This is a genomic window from Streptococcus sp. Marseille-P6264 (assembly GCF_902460355.1).
GTDB lineage: Bacteria > Bacillota > Bacilli > Lactobacillales > Streptococcaceae > Streptococcus.
On sequence record NZ_CABPTO010000005.1, the window covers coordinates 118716 to 141312 of the forward strand.

The 22597-nt window shown below is 43.9% G+C and carries 20 protein-coding genes; 7 read left to right on the forward strand and 13 right to left on the reverse strand.

The window, feature by feature from the left end; translation table 11 throughout:
- Window positions 1-524: 524 nt before the first annotated feature.
- From nusB to FZ941_RS07705, 5 genes are all read right to left on the reverse strand, one after another.
- On the reverse strand, window positions 525-956 hold the full coding sequence (nusB, locus tag FZ941_RS07685; RefSeq protein WP_045500745.1) for a transcription antitermination factor NusB: 432 nt from the start codon (window positions 954-956) through the stop codon (window positions 525-527).
- Window positions 949-1338 (reverse strand): Asp23/Gls24 family envelope stress response protein, encoded by a 390-nt coding sequence (locus FZ941_RS07690; RefSeq protein ID WP_045500744.1) that lies wholly within the window; start codon window positions 1336-1338, stop codon window positions 949-951. Before FZ941_RS07690 ends, nusB begins: the two co-directional genes overlap by 8 nt.
- A gap of 30 nt (window positions 1339-1368) precedes the next feature.
- Window positions 1369-1929, reverse strand: a complete 561-nt coding sequence (efp, locus tag FZ941_RS07695; RefSeq protein ID WP_125387389.1) for an elongation factor P — start codon at window positions 1927-1929, stop codon at window positions 1369-1371.
- 61 nt (window positions 1930-1990) lie between these two features.
- Window positions 1991-3052 (reverse strand): Xaa-Pro peptidase family protein, encoded by a 1062-nt coding sequence (locus FZ941_RS07700; RefSeq protein WP_148887444.1) that lies wholly within the window; start codon window positions 3050-3052, stop codon window positions 1991-1993.
- A gap of 64 nt (window positions 3053-3116) precedes the next feature.
- Complete coding sequence (locus FZ941_RS07705) at window positions 3117-4523, reverse strand: Cof-type HAD-IIB family hydrolase (protein WP_148887490.1); 1407 nt, start codon at window positions 4521-4523, stop codon at window positions 3117-3119.
- Window positions 4524-4589: 66 nt separating this feature from the next.
- On the opposite strand from FZ941_RS07705, the gene FZ941_RS07710 reads away from it, so the two are divergent.
- Entirely contained in the window at window positions 4590-5552 is a 963-nt protein-coding gene (locus FZ941_RS07710; protein WP_148887445.1) for an asparaginase, read from the forward strand.
- A gap of 455 nt (window positions 5553-6007) precedes the next feature.
- On the opposite strand, the gene FZ941_RS07715 is transcribed toward FZ941_RS07710, so the two are convergent.
- The 4 genes from FZ941_RS07715 to FZ941_RS07730 all read right to left on the reverse strand — a co-directional run bounded on the left by FZ941_RS07715 (window position 6008) and on the right by FZ941_RS07730 (window position 10205).
- Window positions 6008-6265 carry a DUF896 family protein gene (locus tag FZ941_RS07715; RefSeq protein WP_148887446.1) on the reverse strand — a complete coding sequence of 86 codons (258 nt, stop codon included), beginning with the start codon at window positions 6263-6265 and terminating at the stop codon, window positions 6008-6010.
- A gap of 20 nt (window positions 6266-6285) precedes the next feature.
- Window positions 6286-8325: a glycine--tRNA ligase subunit beta gene (gene glyS, locus FZ941_RS07720; protein WP_148887447.1), complete on the reverse strand. Its 2040-nt coding sequence runs from the start codon at window positions 8323-8325 to the stop codon at window positions 6286-6288.
- A gap of 2 nt (window positions 8326-8327) precedes the next feature.
- Window positions 8328-9245: a glycine--tRNA ligase subunit alpha gene (glyQ, locus tag FZ941_RS07725; RefSeq protein WP_061592636.1), complete on the reverse strand. Its 918-nt coding sequence runs from the start codon at window positions 9243-9245 to the stop codon at window positions 8328-8330.
- 198 nt (window positions 9246-9443) lie between these two features.
- A complete protein-coding gene (locus FZ941_RS07730) occupies window positions 9444-10205 on the reverse strand; it encodes an elongation factor Tu (protein WP_148887448.1) in 762 nt (253 codons plus the stop codon).
- A 579-nt stretch (window positions 10206-10784) separates the two neighbouring features.
- On the opposite strand from FZ941_RS07730, the gene FZ941_RS07735 reads away from it, so the two are divergent.
- From FZ941_RS07735 to serS, 5 genes are all read left to right on the forward strand, one after another.
- Complete coding sequence (locus tag FZ941_RS07735; protein ID WP_148887449.1) at window positions 10785-11774, forward strand: PTS sugar transporter subunit IIB; 990 nt, start codon at window positions 10785-10787, stop codon at window positions 11772-11774.
- 44 nt (window positions 11775-11818) lie between these two features.
- Complete coding sequence (locus FZ941_RS07740) at window positions 11819-12625, forward strand: PTS mannose/fructose/sorbose transporter subunit IIC (protein WP_148887450.1); 807 nt, start codon at window positions 11819-11821, stop codon at window positions 12623-12625.
- A gap of 18 nt (window positions 12626-12643) precedes the next feature.
- Window positions 12644-13585: a PTS system mannose/fructose/sorbose family transporter subunit IID gene (locus FZ941_RS07745; RefSeq protein WP_002893579.1), complete on the forward strand. Its 942-nt coding sequence runs from the start codon at window positions 12644-12646 to the stop codon at window positions 13583-13585.
- Between the two features lie 70 nt (window positions 13586-13655).
- The gene (locus FZ941_RS07750) at window positions 13656-14027 is read left to right on the forward strand and encodes a DUF956 family protein (RefSeq protein WP_148887451.1); all 372 of its coding nucleotides are present in this window, start codon (window positions 13656-13658) and stop codon (window positions 14025-14027) included.
- Between the two features lie 212 nt (window positions 14028-14239).
- A complete protein-coding gene (gene serS / locus FZ941_RS07755; protein WP_148887452.1) occupies window positions 14240-15517 on the forward strand; it encodes a serine--tRNA ligase in 1278 nt (425 codons plus the stop codon).
- Window positions 15518-15802: 285 nt separating this feature from the next.
- Here serS and FZ941_RS07760 read toward each other — a convergent pair whose 3' ends face one another.
- Window positions 15803-17761: a peptide ABC transporter substrate-binding protein gene (locus tag FZ941_RS07760; RefSeq protein ID WP_187418402.1), complete on the reverse strand. Its 1959-nt coding sequence runs from the start codon at window positions 17759-17761 to the stop codon at window positions 15803-15805.
- 279 nt (window positions 17762-18040) lie between these two features.
- On the opposite strand from FZ941_RS07760, the gene pbp3 reads away from it, so the two are divergent.
- The gene (gene pbp3 / locus FZ941_RS07765; protein WP_148887454.1) at window positions 18041-19318 is read left to right on the forward strand and encodes a D-alanyl-D-alanine carboxypeptidase PBP3; all 1278 of its coding nucleotides are present in this window, start codon (window positions 18041-18043) and stop codon (window positions 19316-19318) included.
- Window positions 19319-19508: 190 nt separating this feature from the next.
- Here the strand turns inward: pbp3 and sufB are convergent, their stop codons facing one another.
- The 3 genes from sufB to FZ941_RS07780 are packed head-to-tail and all read right to left on the reverse strand — an operon-like array spanning window position 19509 to window position 22595.
- Entirely contained in the window at window positions 19509-20921 is a 1413-nt protein-coding gene (sufB, locus tag FZ941_RS07770) for a Fe-S cluster assembly protein SufB (protein WP_125383452.1), read from the reverse strand.
- 17 nt (window positions 20922-20938) lie between these two features.
- Window positions 20939-21376: a Fe-S cluster assembly sulfur transfer protein SufU gene (sufU, locus tag FZ941_RS07775; RefSeq protein WP_148887455.1), complete on the reverse strand. Its 438-nt coding sequence runs from the start codon at window positions 21374-21376 to the stop codon at window positions 20939-20941.
- Window positions 21363-22595, reverse strand: a complete 1233-nt coding sequence (locus tag FZ941_RS07780) for a cysteine desulfurase (protein ID WP_148887456.1) — start codon at window positions 22593-22595, stop codon at window positions 21363-21365. Before FZ941_RS07780 ends, sufU begins: the two co-directional genes overlap by 14 nt.
- Window positions 22596-22597 lie beyond the last annotated feature (2 nt).

Consider the following 22597-nt stretch of genomic DNA (forward strand, 5'->3'; position numbering starts at 1 on the left):
TATAAACAGATATGAAAAGAGCGTTCGAGGTCTAGAATACCATGAATTTATAGGGAAAGTGACCAACCGAGATCTAAGTTACCACGAATCTATAGGAAAAGTAACCAGCCGAGGCCTAAGTTGCCATGAATCTATAGGAAAAGTGATCAGCCGAGACCTAAATTGCCATGAATTTATAGGAAAAGTAACCAGCCGAGACCTAGGTTGCCATGAATCTATAGGAAAAGTAACCAGCCGAGACCTAGGTCGCCGTTAAGATACAGCAAGCTAGACTGGTTCAGCTTTATACCTCTATCAGGGAAACTTCCTATGATTTTTCAGCGACTACAACTAGCAAGATGCCAAAAAAGAGGCTGGGACAAAGGTCCTAGCCTCTCAATTATCTTTGGATTGTCGAACAAGACGCAGTGGTTGAGTGGGCTCTACTAGGCTGATTTCATCAGCTTTTACAACCCTACTCAACTGTGCGGAGGTGGGACGACGAAATCGAATTCTAACGAATTACCGATTTCTGTCCAACTCTCCTATTCTTCTGTTATAAATTGACTCAAAATCCCATTGATAAACTTACTTGATTTTTCATCTGAGAATTGCTTGGAGAGTTCAATGGCTTCATTGACCGCTACTCGCTGGGGAGTATCAAACTCTGTGATTTCAAAGATGCCTAATCGCAGGATATTCTTTTCCACTAAGGTCAGACGCTCAACTGTCCAGCCTGCTTTCAAGTGCTGGGCGATTTTCTTATCTAACTCTTCCTTGGATTGAGATACTCCTGTGACCAAGTTGAGTAGAAAAGCTGGGATATTGACCTCAGTATCTGTCTGCTCTTCGTCCTTATCATAAGTATAGGCAAAGCGACAAGACTCAATGGCATCCCCTTCATACTCTAGGCTCATCAAGGCCTGAAACGCCCGCTGGCGTAGCTCTCTTCTAGATTCTAACAAAACATCAGTCATTGAGGAAATCCTCATCAAACAGATCTTTCAAATCTGGTTTTGGTGATTTTTCTGGAACAATACCTGCCACGTGGATATTGACAGCAGACAGCTCTACTTCAGCCATATCGTTCACAGCACTTTTGACCGCCTTTTGGATTGCAACTGCAACTGTTGGCACACTAATACCGTACTCCAGATAGAGGTAGATATCAACTGATATGTCGCCACTTTCATCCGTATGCAGCGCAACACCGCGTCCAAGCGTACGCATAGAAAGGCTATCTGACATGCTTTTATTTGCAAAAGAATGAACGCCCTCTACCTTAGCCGTAGCAATGGCAATAATTTTTTCCAAGACTCGTGGCGCAATAACGATTTCGCCTAATTGTTCGTTTGCCATAAGAATTCCTTTCTATATGAAAGATTGAAATTACGCACGAGAAACGTAAGTTCCTTCTGCTGTATTGATGACCAATTTTTGTCCAACTTCGATGAAGTCTGGTACGTTGACAACAAGACCTGTTTCAAGAGTTGCTGGTTTACCAGAACCTGTTACAGTAGCACCTTTGATAGATGGTTGTGTTTCTGTTACCACCAATTCAACAGTTGTAGGTACTGTTACACCGATCACTTCTGATCCGTAGAATTGGATTTTCACATCTGAGTTTTCAAGGATGAATTTCAACTCGTCCTCTACATTAACGACTGGGATTTCGTATTGGTCATAAGTCTCAGTATTCATAAAATACGCAGTACCATCCATTTGGTACAAGTATTGTGCTGGTACTGTTTCGATGATAGCTTGTTCAAATTTTTCTTCTGGACGGTAGCTAGTCTCAAATGTAGAACCAGTACGAACATCACGCAATTTCATACGCATGATAGTATTTCCCTTACCTGGTTTGTGGTGGCTTGCTTCCAACACGCGGATCAATTTACCATCTGCAGTTTCAAAAGTCATTCCAGCTCTCAGCTTGCTTGCTTCAATCATTTGTTTTTTACCTCTTTAATAAATAATTTACTCTTTATTCTACCATAAAGCTTGATAATTCTCAAATCACAATCAATTCTTTTGGAGCGAGGGTCAAGACCTCACAACCAGTCTCTGTAATCAGAAGATCATCTTCGATCCGAACGCCGTATTTGCCATCCAGATAGATGCCCGGCTCATCGGTCAAGACCATGCCAGCCTTGATTGGCTCTTCTGACTTGCCAAAGTAAGGAATCTCATGGATATCCAGACCAATCCCGTGGCCAATCCCGTGGCTGAAGTAAGGTCCGTAGCCTGCATCGTTGATAATTTGACGAGGAATCCGGTCAAAATCAATACAGCTGAGTCCAGCTTTAGCCGCTTCTATTAAGGCTTGATTGCTGCGCAGGACAATATCATAAATTTCCCGCTCTTCATCTGTCACCTGCCCCACATGAACAGTCCGTGTCATATCGCTGACATAGTGATTGTAGTAGCAACCAAAGTCCATAGTCAGGGTTTCACCATTTTGGATGACCTTGTCACTAGCCACGCCATGTGGCATAGCAGAGCGGTAGCCCGAAGCGATGATAAAGTCAAAGGACGCGCCTGAAGCACCTAACTGGCGCATGCGGGCATCCAAAAAGTTCATGACAGCCAGCTCTGTCGTCTGACCAGGCTTAATAAAGTCCAGCACGTCTAGGAAGGCTTGGTCAGAAATCTGGCAGGCCTTGCGAATGGTCGCGATTTCTTGCTCATCCTTGATCATGCGCAACTTTTCAATAAAACCTGTCATCGGCACCAGCTCATGACCAGCAAACACACTTTCCAGCATCTTGAAGTAAGCATAGGAAATCTCATCATCAAAACCGATCTTTTGCAGCTTGTCGTCCGCAATGATTTTAGCAATTTCACCAACCGCATCCCTCGTTTCCACAATGTCAAAGCCCTCAACCACGCCCTTGGCAATCAAGGTATAACGAGAATCCGTCAGGAAAATCCGTCGTGACTTGCTAATGAAAACTGTCGCCTCTGTCCCGCTGAAACCAGTCAGATAGTAAATATTCTTCAGATTAGTTACTAGGACAGCATCACACTCCGTCTGAGCCAAGGCTGCTTCAAATTTTTCAACTCTTGATAACATGAGGTACCTCCGTAAAATATTTCATTTGATTATCGTAAAATAAAATTCTGCCGACAAAGAGCCGTTACTCCTCGTCCTTTGTTTCTTTTTGCGCCTTTTCCACATTGCGCTGATAGGCCTGAATCTGGCGCTCCAACTCCCGTTCGATCGCTGGTTCTGGCGCATATTTCTCTTCCCAGTCATCTGGTTTTAGGATTTTATGAGTCACGGGATCAAAATGCGCTTTTCCATCTGGGAAAATTTTCCCCATATTGGCCTGATGGACAATATCAAAAATCCGCTCGGGATCGACTCCCATCAAGACAAAGCTACCATATGTAAAGTAGAGCATGTCGATCAGGGCATCGACTTGCCCAACCAAGGAAATTTCGGCCTCTCGCTTGCTTCGTACCTTGGCAGCAGCCTTATCTAAAGCCTCGTGCATTCTAGCCATCGACTGATCAAATTCTTCCTCTGAAGAGCTGGCAGCTCTGAGAAATTCAACTACCTCTTCCAACTTGAAGTCAGCACGATGCCGAGCTTCCTCTGGTGTCCAAGCGATGGGTTCTTCCTGCGTAGACTCATCCATGACACCATGGAAGGTCTTGACCTTATTGAAGTGGTGATCGCGGGATACAAAGACTTTCTCGCTGGCCAAAATACCGAAATGTTCCAGCGCCCGATGAATCCCATCCTGACTATTGCTGCTGGTCGTATGCTTGGCTACTTCCTTGACAGAGCTGGTGCCATTTCCCATGGCAATAGACAAGCCAACTCCTGACAGCATTTCCAAGTCATTGTCTGAATCTCCGAAGGCCATGACCTGATGGATATCAAAGCCGTATTCTTGACCAACTAGACGAATCCCCTCCAGCTTGGACATCCCTTGATTGATAATGTCCGCTGCATAGGGGCTCGAACGAGTAAATTTCAAATGGGGAAAATTCGCTTCAATTTTTTCACTCTCAGCCGGATTCGCCAAAATCAACACTTGATAAATGGGCTCTTGGATCAATTTCAACAGGTCTTCTTCATGCTGAGGCAAGGCCTTGCTCACAATCTTGTTAAAACCATGGCTCACCGTCCGAGTCATGCTCCTAGGGATAAACTGGGTAGCCCACTGAGAAAAGGAACTCATACCAAAGGTCATTATTTTTGAACCTTGCATGGCCTGTTCTGTTCCCAAGGAAATCTCTTTCCGGTGCTCCTTGGCATAGGCAATCAAATCGCGCAGGCTCTGCTTATCAATCGGTGTGGCAGAAATAACCCTGTCCTTTGAAAAAATATACTGACCATTGTAGGTGACAGCAAAGTCTAAATCCAGCTTATCCATAAAAGGCTTGACAAAGAAGGGGCCACGGCCTGTTGCTAAACCGACCAAAATCCCTTGTTCTTGCAAACTCTTAATGGCGGCCTCTGTCGATTTCAAGACGGTTCGGCTGTCATTAATCAAGGTTCCATCTATATCAAAAAAGACGGCTTTTATTTCCATTGATTTTCTCATTCTTTCCTTTTATGATACAATAAATTATAACACAATTCACGGAGAAGCACATCTATGAATAAGCAGATTTTAGTTTTACATACTGGTGGAACCATTTCCATGCAGGCTGACGGAAGTGGTACCGTCAATAGCAGCCAAGACAATCCCATGAATCATGTGGCTGTTCCCTTAGATGGTATTGAAGTGACGGTAGTTGATTTCTTCAACGTTCCCAGTCCTCACATCACTCCCCAGCACATGCTAGAACTCTACCAAAAAATCAAGTCTGTTGCTGAGCACTACGACGGAGTAGTCATTACCCACGGAACCGATACTCTAGAGGAAACAGCCTACTTCCTTGATACTATGGATATGCCTGATATCCCTGTCGTTTTGACCGGAGCTATGAGAAGTTCAAATGAACTCGGCAGTGACGGAGTTTATAACTACCTGACTGCTTTGCGGGTAGCCAGTGACGAGAAGAGTCGAGGCAAGGGCGTTCTCGTCGTTATGAATGATGAAGTGCATGCTGCCAAATATGTCACTAAAACCCACACCACCAATGTCAGCACCTTTCAAACTCCGACGCACGGTCCTCTAGGCCTGGTCATGAAGCAGGAAATTCTTTATTTTAAAACAGCAGAGCCTCGCGTCCGCTTTGATCTGACTAGCATTTCGGGACTGGTACCCATCATTTCAGCCTATGCCGGTATGAAAACAGAACTGCTTGATATGCTGGATTGGCAAAAGTTGGATGGCCTCATCATCGAAGCCTTTGGCGCAGGCAATCTGCCAAAAGAAACTGCGGAAACATTAACAGCGATGGCAGAAGCTGGCCTCCCCATCGCTCTCGTTTCACGCTGTTTCAACGGCATTGCTGAGCCTGTCTACGCCTACGAAGGTGGCGGTGTCAAGCTACACCAAGCCGGAATCATGTTTGTCAAAGAGCTCAATGCACCGAAGGCTCGCATCAAGTTGCTGATTGCCCTCAATGTCGGCCTAAGTGGTCAAGCATTAAGAGACTATATAGAAGGATAAAAAACCAAGCTTGTCTACTCGCTTGCTAGGCATTATTTCTTGATTTTCCTTTATAAATGCTGTATCCCTCGATATAAAGTTCCAAGTTCATAATTATTCTTAACCTCAAGCGAAGTTATAAATTCAAAAAAGGAGTTTGGGACAAAAGTCCAACCTCAAATATAAAAAGCGAACAAAACTAGTTTTCTGGTAATCAGAATTCTGCTTTGTTCGCTTTTCGCATTTAATTATAGATTTGAAGGCCTTAATAATTAAGATTTTTAAAAATTGAAATCTTTTTGTCCCAGACTCCTCAATTGTCTTTGGATTGTCGAGCAAGACGCAGTGGTTGAGTGGGCTCTACTACGCTGATTTCATCAGCTTTTACAGCCCTACTCAACTTTGCGGAGGTGGGACGACGAAATCGAATTCTAACGAATTACCGATTTCTGTCCCACTCTCTCTTTTTCTTGTTGTTATGAATTTGGATCATCCAGACTGCGGCCATGAAGACCTTTCTCACGCTGGATTTGACGGAGCTTTTCAGGCGTCACATCATTGCCATCCTCGTCAACTATCTTGATACCTTCAATGTGATGGCGAACAGAGCGACGGTAGCCCTCAATATACTCTTCACGAAGCTTGGCTTGTTCCACTTTTTCCTCAGCAGTTAAGCCTTCCGTTTTTTTCTTTTTAGCCAGTTCGTTGATACGTTCAATTTTTTTAGGATCCATGATTCTCCCTCTCTTACCTGTTATTTGGTATTAATCTGATTAAATTGCGCCATTTGTCCAGCCTTGGCCATCAAAGAAGCTAGAAGAGCTAGGCGGTTATTGCGCACGGCCTCATCTTCTGCCATGACCATGGTATGGTCAAAGAAAGCATCAATAACTGGACTGAGGGCAAAGAGTTGGTCCAAATTGGCAGCTAAGTCAGCAGTCAACTCCACTTTTTCAATGGCCACAGCCAAGTCTTTTTCCTCTTGATTTTCAAAGAGAGCTGGATTGACAGTTGTCTGCCCTTGGGCTTTCTCAGCTAGATTGAAGACCCGAGACAGGCTTTCCACTGCCGACTTGAAGTTATCTTGCTTAGCTTTTTCTGCCAGGAGCGCAGCTGTTTCTATCAAATCGCGTACGACAAAGTGAGTGCTTTGAAGAACAGCCATCACGATGTCTTTTGGAATGCTGCGATCCATCATCTTCTCAACACGGGCACGGAAGAAGTCTAGCACGGCCTCTTGATTGTCATAGCTTAGACTATCAAACTTCAGTTCGTAAAGTCGGCTAACCAGCTGAGCTAAGTCAATGTTCCAGCCAAACTTGTCCAAGATACGCACAACACCCTGAGTCGCACGGCGTAGTGCATACGGGTCATTGGAACCGCTTGGAATCAAGCCAACTGAGAAGAAGGACAAAATCGTATCCAGCTTATCAGCCAGAGCCAAGACCGCTCCGACCTTGGTGTCAGGCAATTCGCCATCGGCTGAAGTCGGCATATAGTGCTCCCGAATGGCAGCTGCCACTGCTGCATTCTCACCAGCCAGCAGAGCATACTTCTCACCCATGATACCTTGCAGCTCATCAAACTCACCCACCATGCCAGTCAGCAAATCAAACTTATAAATAGCCGCTGCACGAGCCAAGTCAGCTGTCTCAGCAGCATCCAAGCCTGCCTCTTGTGCCAAGAGAGCAGCAATCTTACCAGTCCGCTCCATATGCTCTGCTAGAGAGCCAATCTTTTCGTGGAAGGTCACATTGCTCAGCTTTTCAACCAAGTCGGCAATAGCTAGTTTTTGGTCTTCCCGCCAGAAGAATTCCCCGTCTTCCAGACGAGCCACCAAGACTTTTTCATTCCCTTTGATGACATTTTCCAGATGCTCTGCATTTCCGTTGCGGACAGAGATGAAGTGCGGTAAAAGTTTGCCTTCAGCATCGCGCACAACAAAGTAACGCTGGTGCTCTTTCATAGAAGTCACCAGTACTTCCTCAGGAACTTCTAAGTATTTAGCATCAAAATTACCCAGGAAAGCAGTTGGATATTCTACCAGATTCAACACTTCATTGAGCAGGTCTTCGTCAATCTCGATAGAAACACCGTGCTTCTGCTCTAACGCTCGAATCTGTTCGACAATCATATTTTCCCGTTCAATAGGATTGGTAATGACAAACTGAGCACGCAGGTCATCTTCATAGGAATCCGCTGAAGCAATCTGCGTTTCTTGACCCAAGAATCGATGTCCACGGCTAGTGCGACTGCTCTTGATATCTAAGAAATCTACATCAAAGGCCTGCTCATCTAAGAGTACAGTCAAGGTGTGGACCGGGCGGATATATTCAAAGGTGTTGTTGGCCCAGTGCATGCTGACAGGGAAAGTCAAAGCTTGCAGAACTTCCGTCACTGCTGGGATAATTTCCTCTACCGGGCGACCGACTTCTTCCTTGGTCACATAGACATATTCTTCGCCCTTGATTTCACGGAAAGTGATGTCCTCAACCGTCAAGCCCTTGCCACGGACAAAACCTTCGGCAGCCTTGGTAAAGTTACCATCTGCATCCAGAGCGATTTTCTTAGAAGGGCCTTTGAAATCTTCGGTCAAATCAGACTGCTTGTCCGCCAAGCCAACCACGCGCACCGCCAGACGACGCGGTGTTGAGAACATTTCAATTTTCTCAAAGGTCAGACGATGGTCTGTCAGGAAGGCTCCCATCTTGTCGCGCAGCTGCTTCATGCTCGGTGTCACGACATAGGCTGGCATTTCTTCCAAACCTAATTCAACTAATAAATTTTTTACCATGATTATTCTCCCTCCTCTGCCAAGAGTTTCTCACGAGTCTCTGCATCCAAAAGTGGGTAGCCCAGACGCTTGCGCTCAGCAACAAAGGTCTTGGCCACAACACGAGCCAGATTACGAATACGAGCGATATAACCAGCCCGCTCTGTCACAGATACAGCGCCACGAGCATCCAAAAGGTTAAAGGTATGCGAGCACTTGAGAACATAGTCATAGGCTGGGTGCACCAGATGCTCGTCCAGACAGCGCTTGGCTTCTGCTTCAAACTTCTCAAAATTCTCCAAAAGTAAGTCTTGGTCGCTGACCTCAAAGCTGTACTTGGAATGTTCATACTCAGGATGCGTGAAAATTTCACCGTACTTGACGCCATCAGCCCACTCAATGTCGTAGACAGAGTCCACTTCTTGGATATATGAAGCCAGACGCTCCAGACCATAAGTCACCTCAGCAGTTACCGGTTGAGTTGGCAGACCTCCGACCTGTTGGAAGTAAGTGAACTGAGTGATTTCCATCCCATCCAGCCAGACTTCCCAACCCAGACCAGCCGATCCAGTTGACGGATTTTCCCAGTTGTCCTCGACAAAGCGGATATCATGTTCCAGCGGATTGATGCCCAAGAGCTCCAAAGACTGCAAATAAAGTTCTTGGATATTGCTTGGAGACGGCTTCATGACTACCTGAAATTGATGGTGCTGATAAAGACGGTTAGGATTTTCCCCATAACGGCCATCCGCTGGCCGACGAGACGGCTCTACATAGGCCGCATTCCACGGCTCTGGCCCAATAGCACGAAGGAAGGTATAGGGACTCATGGTTCCCGCACCCTTTTCATTATCATAAGCCTGCATGAGCATACAGCCCTGGTCATTCCAGAATTGCTGTAAAGTCAAGATAATTTCTTGAAATGTTAATTTCTTAGACATTTGTTACTCCTTTAATTTCTTGAGATTCTTGCGAAGCGTTCAAAAGGGAACGATCATTTCCCTTTTGAAAAGCTAGTACATCGCCTAGACAAACCGCCCATAGCGGTTGTCGTTAGTCAATCAAACCCTTAGGTTCGCAATTGACTTTGGCGAGGTGAAATGTTAACTTTTTAGACATTTTCTACTCCTTTAGTTTGTTTATATCTCTTTGTCTATTATTTTCTGCTGTATGAACCAATCCAACAAGGGAAGTGCTTTATCTGTATTTTCCCAACGATGATAAGAATTAAAGACCGCTTGCACACTGCCTAGATTTTCTACTAACTTGTCAACTGTCAAAAAACTGCGCCAGTATTCGTAAAAAATACTAGCATAATTCCCTTGATAAGTCGAAGTACCGAAATCATTCAATGAGTGCCAATCGTGCTTTTTCTGAAAGAGCTTTACAAGAGACTGATTACATGCTTTTTCTGCTCGAAATTCTTCATCTGTAAAGAAATACTTGCGACTAATATACTCAGCCATACCTTCTTCAAACCAGATATAGGCACCGTATTCATCAAAGTCATCTGAAAAATGCTCTGACCAATGAGCCAACTCATGGCCTACAATCTGTAAGAGGGAATTTCCTGACAAAGACTTATAGTGGCTTTCTATTGCTCGAGTTTGGTGAGAGATCTCGTAATTCTCCAACTGAAGGAGATACAACTCTTTCCAAACCGGCAACTCGGGAGTCATAACCATTCGCTTATCATTTGTATAAGCCGGCACAGGACTTTCACGAATGATCTGCGTAGCAGAATCAAAATCGGACCAAATGATGGCTTGCGGCAAGTCATAAACCGCAAACTCGTCTTTTAAAAAAGCCAGATAATCCTGCAACTTTGCAGCATTCTTTGCAACGAAATCTCGAAAAGCTACTAATTGATTCTCATCTTTTACAAGATAAAGGTTCTCCATGAATCTCCTTTCTTTCGAACAATAGACTCAGTACGCAAAAGAACCACATCCGACAGTCCTAGGCTATGCGACCTAGGGGCGTCAAGACGCGGTTCCACCCTAATTTATTACTTCATTACTTTTGAAATTAATACCGAAAGCGCCATCTGCACTGCTTCCCTATCCGGCTCACACTATCCCGAACTCGCTAAAAAGTAGACAATGAGAATTCTTCCTAAAAAAGATTATAACAGAAAATAGATGCTTTGTAAAATACTTCTTGAGCTTCAGCTATAAATTCTTCCTATACAGATTTGCTTTCTATCAATCTAGTAGATAAGCATTTTCATAGAAATTTTCAACAATTTTCATATATTAACCTAGTTATATTGATAATCTAATCTTCATCTAATTATTTAGTGAGAAGAAAGGATAAAAAAAGACTGATATAACAGCGTTTTTCACTAGAAATAGAATTTGAAAATCTTTGTTGCTTTGACTCAGGTACTTGCATTTTTCATGAAAACGTTTTATAATAATAGTTAGCCTTAAAGTTTTCTTAAACTTAAGTCAAACATTTTATAAGGAGGAAAAACAATAATGAGTATTGGAATCATTATTGCCAGCCACGGTGAATTTGCTGCCGGCATTCATCAGTCAGGTTCTATGATTTTTGGTGAGCAAGAAAAAGTTCAAGTTGTAACTTTCATGCCAAACGAAGGTCCTGATGATCTGTATGCAAAATTCAATGACGCAGTGGCTTCGTTTGATGCGGACGATGAGGTATTGGTCTTGGCTGACCTTTGGAGCGGGTCTCCATTTAACCAAGCTAGCCGTGTCATGGGTGAAAATCCAGACCGCAAGTTCGCGATTATTACAGGTTTGAACCTGCCTATGCTAATTCAAGCCTACACAGAGCGCATGATGGATGCAAACGCTGGCGTAGATGCTGTCGTTGCAAATATCATCAAGGAAGCTAAGGAAGGCGTAAAAGCACTTCCAGAAGAGCTGAATCCAGTCCTAGAAAGCGCTGCTCCTGCTGCTGCACCAGTTACTCAATCAGCTATCCCAGAAGGAACTGTTATCGGAGACGGCAAGCTCAAAATCAACCTTGCTCGTATCGATACTCGTTTGTTGCACGGACAAGTTGCAACAGCTTGGACTCCAGATTCAAAAGCAGACCGTATCATCGTTGCTTCTGACTCAGTAGCTAAAGATGAACTTCGTAAAGAGCTCATCAAACAAGCTGCACCTGGTAATGTTAAAGCAAACGTTGTTCCAATTGATAAGCTGATTGCTGTTTCAAAAGATCCACGCTTTGGTAATACGCACGCTCTTATCTTATTTGAAACTCCACAAGATGCCCTACGCGCTATCGAAGGCGGTGTGCCAATCAAGACTCTCAACGTCGGCTCAATGGCTCACTCAACTGGTAAGACAATGGTCAACAACGTTCTGTCAATGGACAAGGACGACGTAGCTACTTACGAAAAATTGCGTGATCTCGGAGTTGAATTCGACGTACGTAAAGTACCAAATGACTCTAAGAAAGATTTGTTTGACTTAATTAACAAAGCCAACGTTCAATAATCTTAAACGTTTCGCTCTCATATTATTATGAAAGGATTTAAAACATGTCTATTATTTCTATGGTTTTAGTAGTCTTTGTTGCCTTCTTAGCTGGTCTAGAAGGTATCTTGGACCAATTCCAATTCCACCAACCGCTGGTTGCTTGTACCTTGATTGGACTGGTAACTGGTAATTTGGCAGCCGGTGTTATGCTTGGTGGCTCTCTCCAGCTGATCGCTCTTGGCTGGGCTAATATCGGAGCTGCTGTAGCACCTGATGCTGCCCTCGCTTCTGTTGCCGCTGCTATCATCATGGTACTGGGTGGAGACTTCTCAAGCAAAGGAATTGCTGTAGCACAAGGTGTTGCAATTCCACTTGCTGTTGCTGGTCTCTTCTTAACTATGATTGTCCGTACTTTGTCAGTCGGTTTGGTTCACGGTGCAGATGCTGCTGCGAAAAAAGGAGACATCAAAGGCGTTGAACGCGCTCACTTTATCGCTCTCTTCATGCAAGGAGCACGTATTGCTATCCCTGCAGCACTTCTTTTGATGATTCCTGCTGAGTCCGTTAAAGCTGCTCTTGAAGCTATGCCAGCTTGGCTATCAGAAGGGATGCAAATTGGTGGTGGTATGGTCGTAGCTGTTGGTTATGCCATGGTTATCAACATGATGGCAACTCGTGAAGTATGGCCATTCTTCGCTATTGGTTTCGCTTTAGCTGCTGTCAGCGAACTCACTCTGATTGCTCTTGGTGCAATTGGTGTCGCTATCGCTCTCATCTACCTTACCCTGTCTAAAAAAGGCGGAAATGGTGGCGGTGGAGCAACAGCTTCATCTAACGATCCAATCGGCGATATCCTAGAAGACTACTAAGAAAGGAGACACACTATCATGACAGAATTAAATACTGTAAAACCTGATGAGTCAGGAAAATTGACTCTTTCAAAGGCTGACCGTCAAAAAGTTTGGTGGCGTTCTACTTTCTTGCAAGGTTCTTGGAACTACGAACGTATGCAAAACTTGGGCTGGGCTTATTCACTGATTCCAGCTATTAAGAAGCTTTATACTAAAAAAGAAGATCAAGCTGCTGCTCTTGAGCGTCACTTGGAATTCTTCAACACTCACCCATATGTTGCAGCTCCAATCATCGGAGTTACACTTGCGCTTGAAGAAGAAAAAGCAAATGGTGCAGCAATTGACGATGCGGCTATCCAAGGGGTTAAAATCGGTATGATGGGACCTCTGGCTGGTATCGGAGACCCTGTCTTCTGGTTCACAGTTCGTCCTATCCTTGGAGCACTTGGGGCATCTCTTGCTTTGACTGGAAATATCATTGGCCCACTTATCTTCTTCTTAGCTTGGAATGCTATCCGGATGGCTTTCCTCTGGTACACACAAGAATTGGGCTACAAGGCTGGTTCTGAAATCACTAAGGACATGTCTGGTGGTATCCTCCAAGACATTACCAAAGGTGCTTCAATTCTAGGTATGTTTATCTTGGCTGTTCTGGTTGAGCGCTGGGTATCTATTAAGTTTGTCTTTAACGTTTCATCTGTTAAGCTAGATGATAAAGCATATATTCATTGGGACAAATTGTCTAGTGGCTATAAGGGTATCCAAGAAGCCTTTGCTCAAGTAGGGCAAGGACTATCTCAAACCCCTGAAAAAGTTACAACTTTCCAACAAAACTTGGATTCTTTGATTCCTGGTTTGATGGGACTGCTTCTAACTTTCGCTTGTATGTGGTTGCTTAAGAAGAAAGTATCCCCTATCACTATCATCATCGCCCTCTTTGTAGTTGGTGTGCTAGCTCACGTTGCTGGTTTGATGTAATTAAAAAGAAGGTTTCGGCCTTCTTTTTATTGTGGTATAATAGCTATAGTATTTAAAAGGGAGATGTTTTATGGCGCAATCGCAAAATAAATCGATTGAATTTCAAACGACAGGGGTTTCCTATCTGGGTTTGGGTGGCAAGGTTGGGAAGTTTTTGATCGGTGATGTCGCACTGGAATTCTACGCTGACGCCAATGTAGAAGACTATATCCAGCTACCTTGGTCTAGCATCCAGCAAATCGGTGCCAATGTCTCTGGGAAAAATATCAGTCGCCATTTCGAAGTTTTTACAGACAAGGGTAAGTTTCTCTTTGCTTCTAAGGATACTGGAAAGATTCTCAAAATTGCACGGCAACATATCGGAAATGAAAAAGTCGTCAAATTGCCTACCTTGATCCAAACAATTGGCCAATTCTTTAAAAATCTATTTGCAAAAAAATAGAAAATCCTGTATAATCTAGGAAACGGATAAGTAAGACTATCGCTTCTTTCAGAAAGTCTGCGGGTGCTGCGAGCAGATAGGAGCCTAGTGTGAAATTCTACCGTTGCAATACAACTACATACATAATCAAGTGCACACCTGTGAAGTTGGATGGAACCGCGGTCTAGCCGCTCCAACAGTTTCCACGGTGTGCTTTTATTTTTGGAGGTCTTATGTTAGATTTAAAACGTATTCGGACAGACTTTGATGCTGTCGCAGAGAAATTAGCTACCCGTGGCGTAGCAGCTGATGTGCTCAATCAAATGAAGGAAATTGATGAGCAACGACGTGATTTGTTGGTGAAAGTAGAAAATCTCAAGGCAGAGCGCAATACTGTTTCTGCTGAGATTGCCCAAGCTAAGCGCAACAAAGAAAATGCAGATGACAAGATTGCAGCCATGCAAAAACTATCTGCCCAAGTCAAGGACTTGGATGCTACTTTGGCTGAATTGGATGCTAAATTGACCGAGTTCACCACAACCCTGCCAAACATTCCGCACGATAGCGTGCCAGTCGGGGCAGACGAGGATGACAATGTAGAAGTCCGCCGTTGGGGTACACCTCGCCACTTTGACTTTGAAGCTAAGGCTCACTGGGATTTAGGCGAAGACTTGGATATCCTGGACTGGGAGCGTGGTGCAAAAGTCACTGGAGCCCGCTTCCTCTTCTACAAGGGCTTGGGAGCTCGTTTGGAACGCGCTATCTACAACTTCATGCTAGACGAGCATGGCAAAGAAGGCTATACGGAGGTCATCACTCCCTATATGGTCAACCATGACTCTATGTTTGGTACTGGACAATATCCTAAGTTCAAAGAAGATACCTTTGAGCTAAGCGATACCAACTTCGTTCTGATTCCGACTGCTGAAGTTCCGCTGACCAACTATTATCGAGACGAAATTCTAGACGGTAAAGAATTGCCAATCTACTTCACAGCTATGAGCCCATCATTCCGCTCTGAAGCTGGTTCTGCTGGTCGTGACACGCGCGGTCTGATCCGCCTGCACCAATTCCACAAGGTTGAAATGGTAAAATTTGCCAAGCCAGAAGAATCTTATGAAGAGCTAGAAAAGATGACTGCCAATGCAGAAAACATCCTGCAAAAGCTCAATCTGCCTTACCGCGTTGTTGCCCTTTCTACTGGCGACATGGGCTTCTCAGCTGCTAAGACTTATGACTTGGAAGTTTGGATTCCTGCTCAGAACACCTACCGTGAAATCTCTAGCTGCTCTAACACAGAAGATTTCCAAGCTCGTCGAGCCCAAATCCGCTACCGTGACGAAGCAGATGGCAAGGTCAAACTCCTCCACACTCTCAACGGGTCTGGACTGGCTGTCGGACGCACAGTCGCTGCTATCTTGGAAAATTACCAAAATGAAGATGGTTCTGTGACCATTCCTGAAGTCCTACGTCCTTACATGGGCGGCTTGGAAGTCATCGCACCAAAATAAGCAATGAAAGGTCCGAAACAAATCGGACCTTTTCTTATTCTACTTGAGGAGAAATCCAACAGTTCAAAAAAATAAACGAAATATAGGATTTTCTACTTTAAAAGAGAGTGGGACAGAAATCGGTAATTCGTTAGAATTCGATTTCGTCGTCCCACCTCCGCACAGTTGAGTAGGGCTGTGAAAGCTGATGAAATCAGCGTAGTAGAGCCCACTCAACCACTGCGTCTTGCTCGACAATCCAAAGACAATTGAGAGGCTAGGACTTTTGTCCCAGCCTCTTTTCTTTTACTTAACGTGACTTACTAACTCTTCTTGAGCTTTTTTATTTGATTCTTCTTTTTCTTTTTCCCATTTTTTCAAAGCTTTTTGATAATCAGCTACTGTCAGAACCTTATCTTGAAGTTCCATTCCCTTAAATACATAGCTATCACCCTTGATACCTACATAAGAGTAGGCTTTGGTAAATGGTACGACCTTTTGAACCATTGGTGAAGCACCTGCAGAAATAGATGGGATCACAATAGAACTATCTGTTAACCAAGCCTGCGCTGCCGCATATTTCGTATAGCGAGCATTGGTATCTTGCTTTTCTGCATCTGCCTGATCCAAAAGCGCTTTGTAGTCCGTTAAACCAACCTTAGAAGCAAGGTCTTGGTTTTGGCCTTTTGTCAGACCAATATTGTCCAAAATATCCCCTGTCTCTGGGTTAAAGATATTCAGATAAGTCACTGGATCTTGATAGTCTGCTGACCAACCAGACATATTGAGGTCATAGTCCTTTTGGGCAGCTGTTTCTGCAAAGTAAGTAGAGTTATCAAAATCGTCTGATGACATTTGATGCACGTCAATCACAACGTTTTCTTGGCCTAGAGCTGCCTCAACAGATTGTTTGAAGGAATTGGTCCGCTGCACCATGATTTTATCAGTTTGGTCAACTGGTACATCTAGATGAATTGGGAATTCAACTCCTTGTGCTTGCAAAGCTTCTTTTGCCTTAGTAAATTCTGCCTTGGCCTTTTCTGGGTTGTAAATGCTGTCTTGGGCATCAGCTAATTTGACACCTTTCCATTCATCCCCATAAGAAGCTAACTGAGATTCAACAACATCCGAGAAGTCCTTGCCATCTACTTGCACAAAACTAGGAGGTACAAGTAGGCTTCTGATGATCTTCGTTGCTCCTTCATTACCATTCATCTGGGCACCAAAGGATTTACGGTCAAAAGCAAAGTTGACTGCTTGGCGGAAGTCTTTATTTTGGATCGCTTCTTTGCTGGCAGCTTTTTGGGCATCTGTCTTAGAAGTGTGGCTATAAGCCTGACGATTCAAGTTAAAGGCATAGAAATAGCTAGTTGAGTTTTGTGGAGTAAAGATGATGTTGTCTTTATATTTCTTTTCTACTGATGCATAGTTTGAGCTAGTCGGATAGAGACGAGCTTGTGTGTAAGCACCATCAGTAAAGTTACGGATCAATGACTCTTGGTCAGAACCATCGTAGTAAGTCAACTTGACATCTTCGATCTTCACATTGTCCTTGTCCCAATAGTTTGGGTTTTTAGAATATTCGATAACAGACTTAGAAGTAAATGATTTTAATACATATGGGCCATTGTAGAGGATACCGGAAGTTTTCACGGTACCAAAGTCTTTGCCTTCTTTCTTCAGAAATTCTTCGTTAATCGGGAAGAGAATGCCCATCGTTGTCTTAGAATTCCAGTAGCTTTCTGGCTGATTCAAGGTATATTGAACTGTATAATCGTCGATTGCCTTGACACCGACAGTAGAGAAATCATTGCTTTCTCCTTTGATATAAGCATCTAATCCCTTGATAGAGTTTTGCACGATTGGTAATGCTTCTGATTTTTCATCTGCAGCGTGCTTGAGCCCTGTTACAAAGTCTTGTGCCTTGACAGCAGCATATTCTTCACCTTCTGCTGTGTACCATTTAGCGTCCTTACGCAACTTATAAGTATAAGTCAGGCCATCTTTGGACACAGTCCAGTCTTCAGCCAATGAAGGGATAAGATTCCCATATTGATCATTTTCTAAAAGACCGTCGACCAAATTGGCAATAACGTCAGAAGTGGAGGCGCGATTGGAATTTACATAATCCAATGTATCTGGATCTGTATTATAGACATAAGAATATGTCTTTGCCGAGCTGGCGCTTGACTTGCCACAAGCAGCTAAGAATAGCGCTGATGCTGCAACCAAACCAGTAATAGCCAACCATTTAGATTTTTTCATAAGCAAATCTCCTTCTTTGGATTATGTATTATTATACATCATTTCCAGACAAAAACAAGTCTTATTTAAGAAAATTTTAAAATTCTATACATTTTTCTTATTTTTATTGAAACAAAGTATAGGAAAATTTTTATGCATTTTCATATATTTTCATAAACATGCAGAAAATCTTATAAATAAAAATTTGTTCAATATTTTACAAGGATTCTTGAATAGGATTATCAAAAATATCGGCTTTTTTATGTTACAATAGATTTATTACTAATCTAGGGGAAAGAAATGAAAAAACTTTTTGTATTCCTACTGCTATTCTTTGGTCTGATTGCCAAGCCCGTTCTGGCGGATGACTATGAAATTGCCGCTAAAAGCGCTATTGCTGTCGATGCAAACTCAGGGAAAATCCTCTATGAAAAGGAGGCTACAAGCCCACTAGAAGTCGGTGCTATTACTAACATTTTGACTACTTATCTGGTTTACGAGGCCATTGCCGAAGGCAAACTGAGCTTAGAAACTGAAGTTGATATTTCTGATTATGCTTATCATCTGACAGTAAATCCATCTATTGCAAATCTTCCTCTGGAAGCGCGACGCTACAAGGTAAAGGACTTGCTGAATGCTTCTCTTTTAGCAAGCGCCAACAGCGCCACCATTGCTCTGGCAGAACAAGTTGCTGGAAGTGAAGAAAATTTTGTCAAAATGATGAAAGCCAAACTCAAGGAATGGAATATTTCTGATGCAACCATTGTAAATGCTACTGGTACAGATATTCGTTTACTAGATGGTTCGCTAGAAACTACCAATACCGAAGGGGAGTCCGCAGAGAATTCTAAAAGCAAGAAAAAACAAGAGACTGTCAATAAGTTCAGTGCTTATGATATAGCCGTGATTGCTTCACATCTGATTGATGACTACCCAGAAGTACTTGGCATCACTTCCAAATCTCATGTAAATTTTGCAGGAATCCAACTAGAAAATCCCAACTTAATGTTGGAAGGTTCTCCTAGTTTTCGAACAGGAGTGAAGGGTTTGAAGACAGGAGGATCTGAGCAGAATGGTGTTTCATTTGTCGGTGTGACAAGTGAAAAAGGGATGCGATTGATCACAGTCGTTTTAGGGGTCGCACAGGAAGATAACGACCCTAATACCCGTTTTGGCGTTACATCTAGCCTAATGACCTACGTTACGCAAAATTTTTCTCCGACGGTCTTGGTCAAAAAAGGCGAACGATATAATAACTCACAAGTAGCCATTAGAGACAGCCAAGAGGATAAGGTCGCTGCAGTTGCTAGTGAGGACCTGGTAATTCTAGAACGGATAGCCAATCAGGCTGAACATAAAGTCACCTTTACTCCAAGTCCACAGGAGCTGCAGGCACCCTTGAAAAAAGGTAGTGTAGTGGGTACCCTCACTTATACAGATTCTGAGCCAATCGGCCAGGGCTACATCGAAAACAAGAAAACTTCTGTTTCTATGGTCACAGAAAAAAACATTGAAAAAGCGATTATTTTTAAAGTCTGGTGGAACGACTTCATCCGCTTCGTCAATGAGAAGTTATAAAAGAAATACCGCGAATCAATTGATTCGCGGTATTTCTATAGTTTGTAAACGTTTAACGTAATCAAAAAAAGTTCTTTGAGGGTTAACTAGCAATCGAGTATTCCGCTACTGTTTAACAGGTCCTCTAAATCTTTTAAACTTTGCTTAAGCAAAGATTTATTCACAATTAAAAAGAGGTCAACGCCTCTTTTTATCCAACAGATCCTTCCATTTCATAGCTAATCAAGCGGTTCAGCTCAACAGCGTATTCCATAGGCAGTTCTTTGGTAAAAGGCTCGACAAAGCCCATGACAATCATTTCTGTTGCTTCGGATTCAGATAGGCCACGGCTCATGAGATAGTAGAGCTGCTCCTCTGAAATCTTAGAAACTTTAGCTTCATGCTCCAAAGCTACCTGTGAGTTGTGGATTTCATTAAATGGAATGGTGTCTGATGCAGACAAATCGTCCATGATAATGGTATCACATTCGATATGGCTGACAGATTTCTTAGAATTGCGAGCAAAGGTCACTTGGCCACGGTAGTCTACCTTACCTCCGCCCTTGGCAATGGACTTGGAAACAATAGATGAGCTAGTATGTGGCGCATTGTGAATCATCTTAGCCCCTGTATCCTGGTGCTGACCAGCATTGGCAAAGGCGATAGAAAGCATGGTTCCACGCGCCCCTTCTCCATCAAGGTAAACAGATGGGTACTTCATGGTTGTTTTGGCACCCAAATTTCCATCAATCCACTCAACCGTCGCATCTTTCATAGCCCGCGCTCGTTTGGTTACCAAGTTATAAACATTATCAGACCAGTTTTGAATGGTCGTATAGCGCATATAGGCGCCGTCCAGGGCAAAGATTTCAACAATCGCTGCATGCAAGCTGTTACTTGAATAAGTAGGCGCTGTACATCCTTCTACGTAGTGGACACTTGCTCCTTCATCAACGATAATCAAGGTCCGTTCAAACTGACCGGAATTTTCATTGTTGATACGGAAGTAGGTTTGAAGTGGAATGTCTACCTTAACACCTTTTGGAACATAGATAAAGGTACCACCAGACCAAACTGCAGAGTTAAGGGCAGCCAACTTGTTGTCTGTCGGCGGAACCAACTTAGCAAAATACTGCTTGAAAAGCTCTGGGTATTCCTTAAGAGCTGAGTCGGTATCCGTAAAGACGATCCCAAGCTTTTGGAACTCTTCCTTCATATTGTGGTAGACCACTTCGGACTCATACTGGGCAGCTGCACCAGCAAGGTAAGCTCGCTCCGCTTCTGGGATCCCAATCCGCTCAAAGGTTTCCTTGATCTTCTCAGGCACTTCATCCCAGCTTCTAGCTGGCTTATCAGAGGCCTTTTGGTAATAAATCAAGTCATCAAAATTAATTTCTGACAAATCTGGACCCCAAGTCTGCATCGGCATTTTCTTGAAAACCTCGTAGGACTTAAGGCGGAAATCCAACATCCACTCTGGTTCACCCTTGGCTGCAGAGAGCTCGCGAATAACCGCTTCATTCAGCCCTTTCCCTGTTGAGAGAACAGGCTCAACATCGTCATGGAAACCAAACTTGTACTCACCAAGATCAATCGGTTTTGGTTCTACTCTTTCTTCTGACATAATTTCCTTTCACATTCTTACTTTTTATCTTCTTCAATTGCTCGCTTGAGGGCATTCCAACCCAAGGTCGCACACTTAATCCTCTGTGGGAATTTGGCAACGCCAGCTAAAAAGGCTCCATCTCCCAATTCTTTCTGGCGACTGTCTTCCTGGCCCTGAACCATCTGCGAGAAAACTTCTGCTAATTCCAGCACCTGCTCTTTTGTCTTGCCCAACACCGCATCCGTCATCATGCTGGCCGAAGCCGTTGAGATGGTACAGCCGGAATTCACAAAGGCAATATCCTCAATCTGATTTTCCTCATTAAACTTCACAGACAGGCTGATAACATCGCCACATGTCGGATTATTAAGGACTACCTGCTCCACATCTTCCAGCTTCCCATGATGATGGGGGTGAGCCGAGTGATCAGTCACAACCGCCTTATAAAGACTGTCTAACTTAGAAAGCGCCATTGAAAAACTCCTTTGTCTTTTCTAAAGCATCTACCAGCTTGTCACAATCCGCATAGGTATTGTAGATGTAAAAGCTGGCCCGTACAGTCGCGGGTACCTGCAGATAGGTTAGCAAGGGCTGAGCACAATGGTGACCTGCCCGAACAGCCACTCCTTCGTAGTCCAGAGCCGTCGCGACATCATGCGGATGGATACCATCCATATTAAAGGCAATCACACCTGACCGCTGGGCCAAATCCTGAGAGCCATAAATGGTCAACCCTTCTACTGCCTGCAGCTTTGGAAATACGTAGGCAATTAGGTCCTGCTCATGCTGGGCAATGGCATCCATACCTAAGTCTTCCAAATAATCAATGGCCGCCGCAAGACCAATTGCTCCGGCCATATTCGGCGTTCCAGCCTCAAACTTCCACGGAAGCTCCTTCCAAGTCGCTTCCTGCTCATAGACAAAATCAATCATTTCACCGCCGAACTCAACTGGCGACATCTGCTCTAGCAGCTCTTCTTTGCCATAGAGAACTCCAATACCAGTCGGGCCTGCCATCTTATGCCCAGAAAAGGCGAAGAAGTCCACATCCAAATCCTGTACATCAATCTTCATGTGCGGAATGGATTGAGCACCATCTACCACCAAAAGCGAACCTTGCTTATGAACCAACTGGGCAATCTCTTTGATGGGATTGATAACCCCAAGGACGTTAGAGGCATGAGCCAGAGAAACAAACTTGGTTCGCTCATTGAGCTTGGTACGGAAATCCTCCATATCCAGAGCACCATCTTTGAGATAGACATAGACCAGCTTGGCTCCAGTCTTCCTACAAGCTTCCTGCCAAGGAATAACATTGGAATGGTGCTCCATGATAGAAATCATCACTTCATCACCAGACTGCAGCCTTTCAGCCGCAAACTGAGCCACCCAATTGAGACTCGTCGTGGTTCCTCGTGTAAAGAGGACTTCTCTGCTAGAAGCCGCATTGATAAAAGAACGAACTCTTTCTCTAGCTGCTTCGTAGGCTGCTGTCGCCCGCTCGGCTAGCGTATGCACACCGCGGTGGACATTGGCATTGTCTCTAAGATAGTAGTTCTCGATAGCCGCCAGCACCTGCTTGGGTTTCTGGGTTGTCGCCGCATTGTCCAAATAAACCAAAGGCTCATCATTGACAATTTGGTCCAAAATGGGAAAATCTTGCTTGATTGCTTCTGCATTAAATCCAGACATGA

Bases quoted from the DNA above. Each gene is read 5' to 3' on its own strand.
- FZ941_RS07705 (WP_148887490.1), bottom strand. From the start codon at position 4,523: ATGGAAATAAAAGCCGTCTTTTTTGATATAGATGGAACCTTGATTAAT.
- FZ941_RS07760 (WP_187418402.1), bottom strand. From the start codon at position 17,761: ATGAAAAAATCTAAATGGTTGGCTATTACTGGTTTGGTTGCAGCATCA.
- efp (WP_125387389.1), bottom strand. From the start codon at position 1,929: ATGATTGAAGCAAGCAAGCTGAGAGCTGGAATGACTTTTGAAACTGCA.
- serS (WP_148887452.1), top strand. From the start codon at position 14,240: ATGTTAGATTTAAAACGTATTCGGACAGACTTTGATGCTGTCGCAGAG.
- FZ941_RS07730 (WP_148887448.1), bottom strand. From the start codon at position 10,205: ATGGAGAACCTTTATCTTGTAAAAGATGAGAATCAATTAGTAGCTTTT.
- FZ941_RS07740 (WP_148887450.1), top strand. From the start codon at position 11,819: ATGTCTATTATTTCTATGGTTTTAGTAGTCTTTGTTGCCTTCTTAGCT.
- FZ941_RS07710 (WP_148887445.1), top strand. From the start codon at position 4,590: ATGAATAAGCAGATTTTAGTTTTACATACTGGTGGAACCATTTCCATG.
- FZ941_RS07700 (WP_148887444.1), bottom strand. From the start codon at position 3,052: ATGTTATCAAGAGTTGAAAAATTTGAAGCAGCCTTGGCTCAGACGGAG.
- nusB (WP_045500745.1), bottom strand. From the start codon at position 956: ATGACTGATGTTTTGTTAGAATCTAGAAGAGAGCTACGCCAGCGGGCG.
- FZ941_RS07690 (WP_045500744.1), bottom strand. From the start codon at position 1,338: ATGGCAAACGAACAATTAGGCGAAATCGTTATTGCGCCACGAGTCTTG.
- glyQ (WP_061592636.1), bottom strand. From the start codon at position 9,245: ATGTCTAAGAAATTAACATTTCAAGAAATTATCTTGACTTTACAGCAA.
- pbp3 (WP_148887454.1), top strand. From the start codon at position 18,041: ATGAAAAAACTTTTTGTATTCCTACTGCTATTCTTTGGTCTGATTGCC.
- FZ941_RS07715 (WP_148887446.1), bottom strand. From the start codon at position 6,265: ATGGATCCTAAAAAAATTGAACGTATCAACGAACTGGCTAAAAAGAAA.
- glyS (WP_148887447.1), bottom strand. From the start codon at position 8,325: ATGGTAAAAAATTTATTAGTTGAATTAGGTTTGGAAGAAATGCCAGCC.
- FZ941_RS07735 (WP_148887449.1), top strand. From the start codon at position 10,785: ATGAGTATTGGAATCATTATTGCCAGCCACGGTGAATTTGCTGCCGGC.
- sufB (WP_125383452.1), bottom strand. From the start codon at position 20,921: ATGTCAGAAGAAAGAGTAGAACCAAAACCGATTGATCTTGGTGAGTAC.
- sufU (WP_148887455.1), bottom strand. From the start codon at position 21,376: ATGGCGCTTTCTAAGTTAGACAGTCTTTATAAGGCGGTTGTGACTGAT.
- FZ941_RS07750 (WP_148887451.1), top strand. From the start codon at position 13,656: ATGGCGCAATCGCAAAATAAATCGATTGAATTTCAAACGACAGGGGTT.
- FZ941_RS07745 (WP_002893579.1), top strand. From the start codon at position 12,644: ATGACAGAATTAAATACTGTAAAACCTGATGAGTCAGGAAAATTGACT.
- FZ941_RS07780 (WP_148887456.1), bottom strand. From the start codon at position 22,595: ATGTCTGGATTTAATGCAGAAGCAATCAAGCAAGATTTTCCCATTTTG.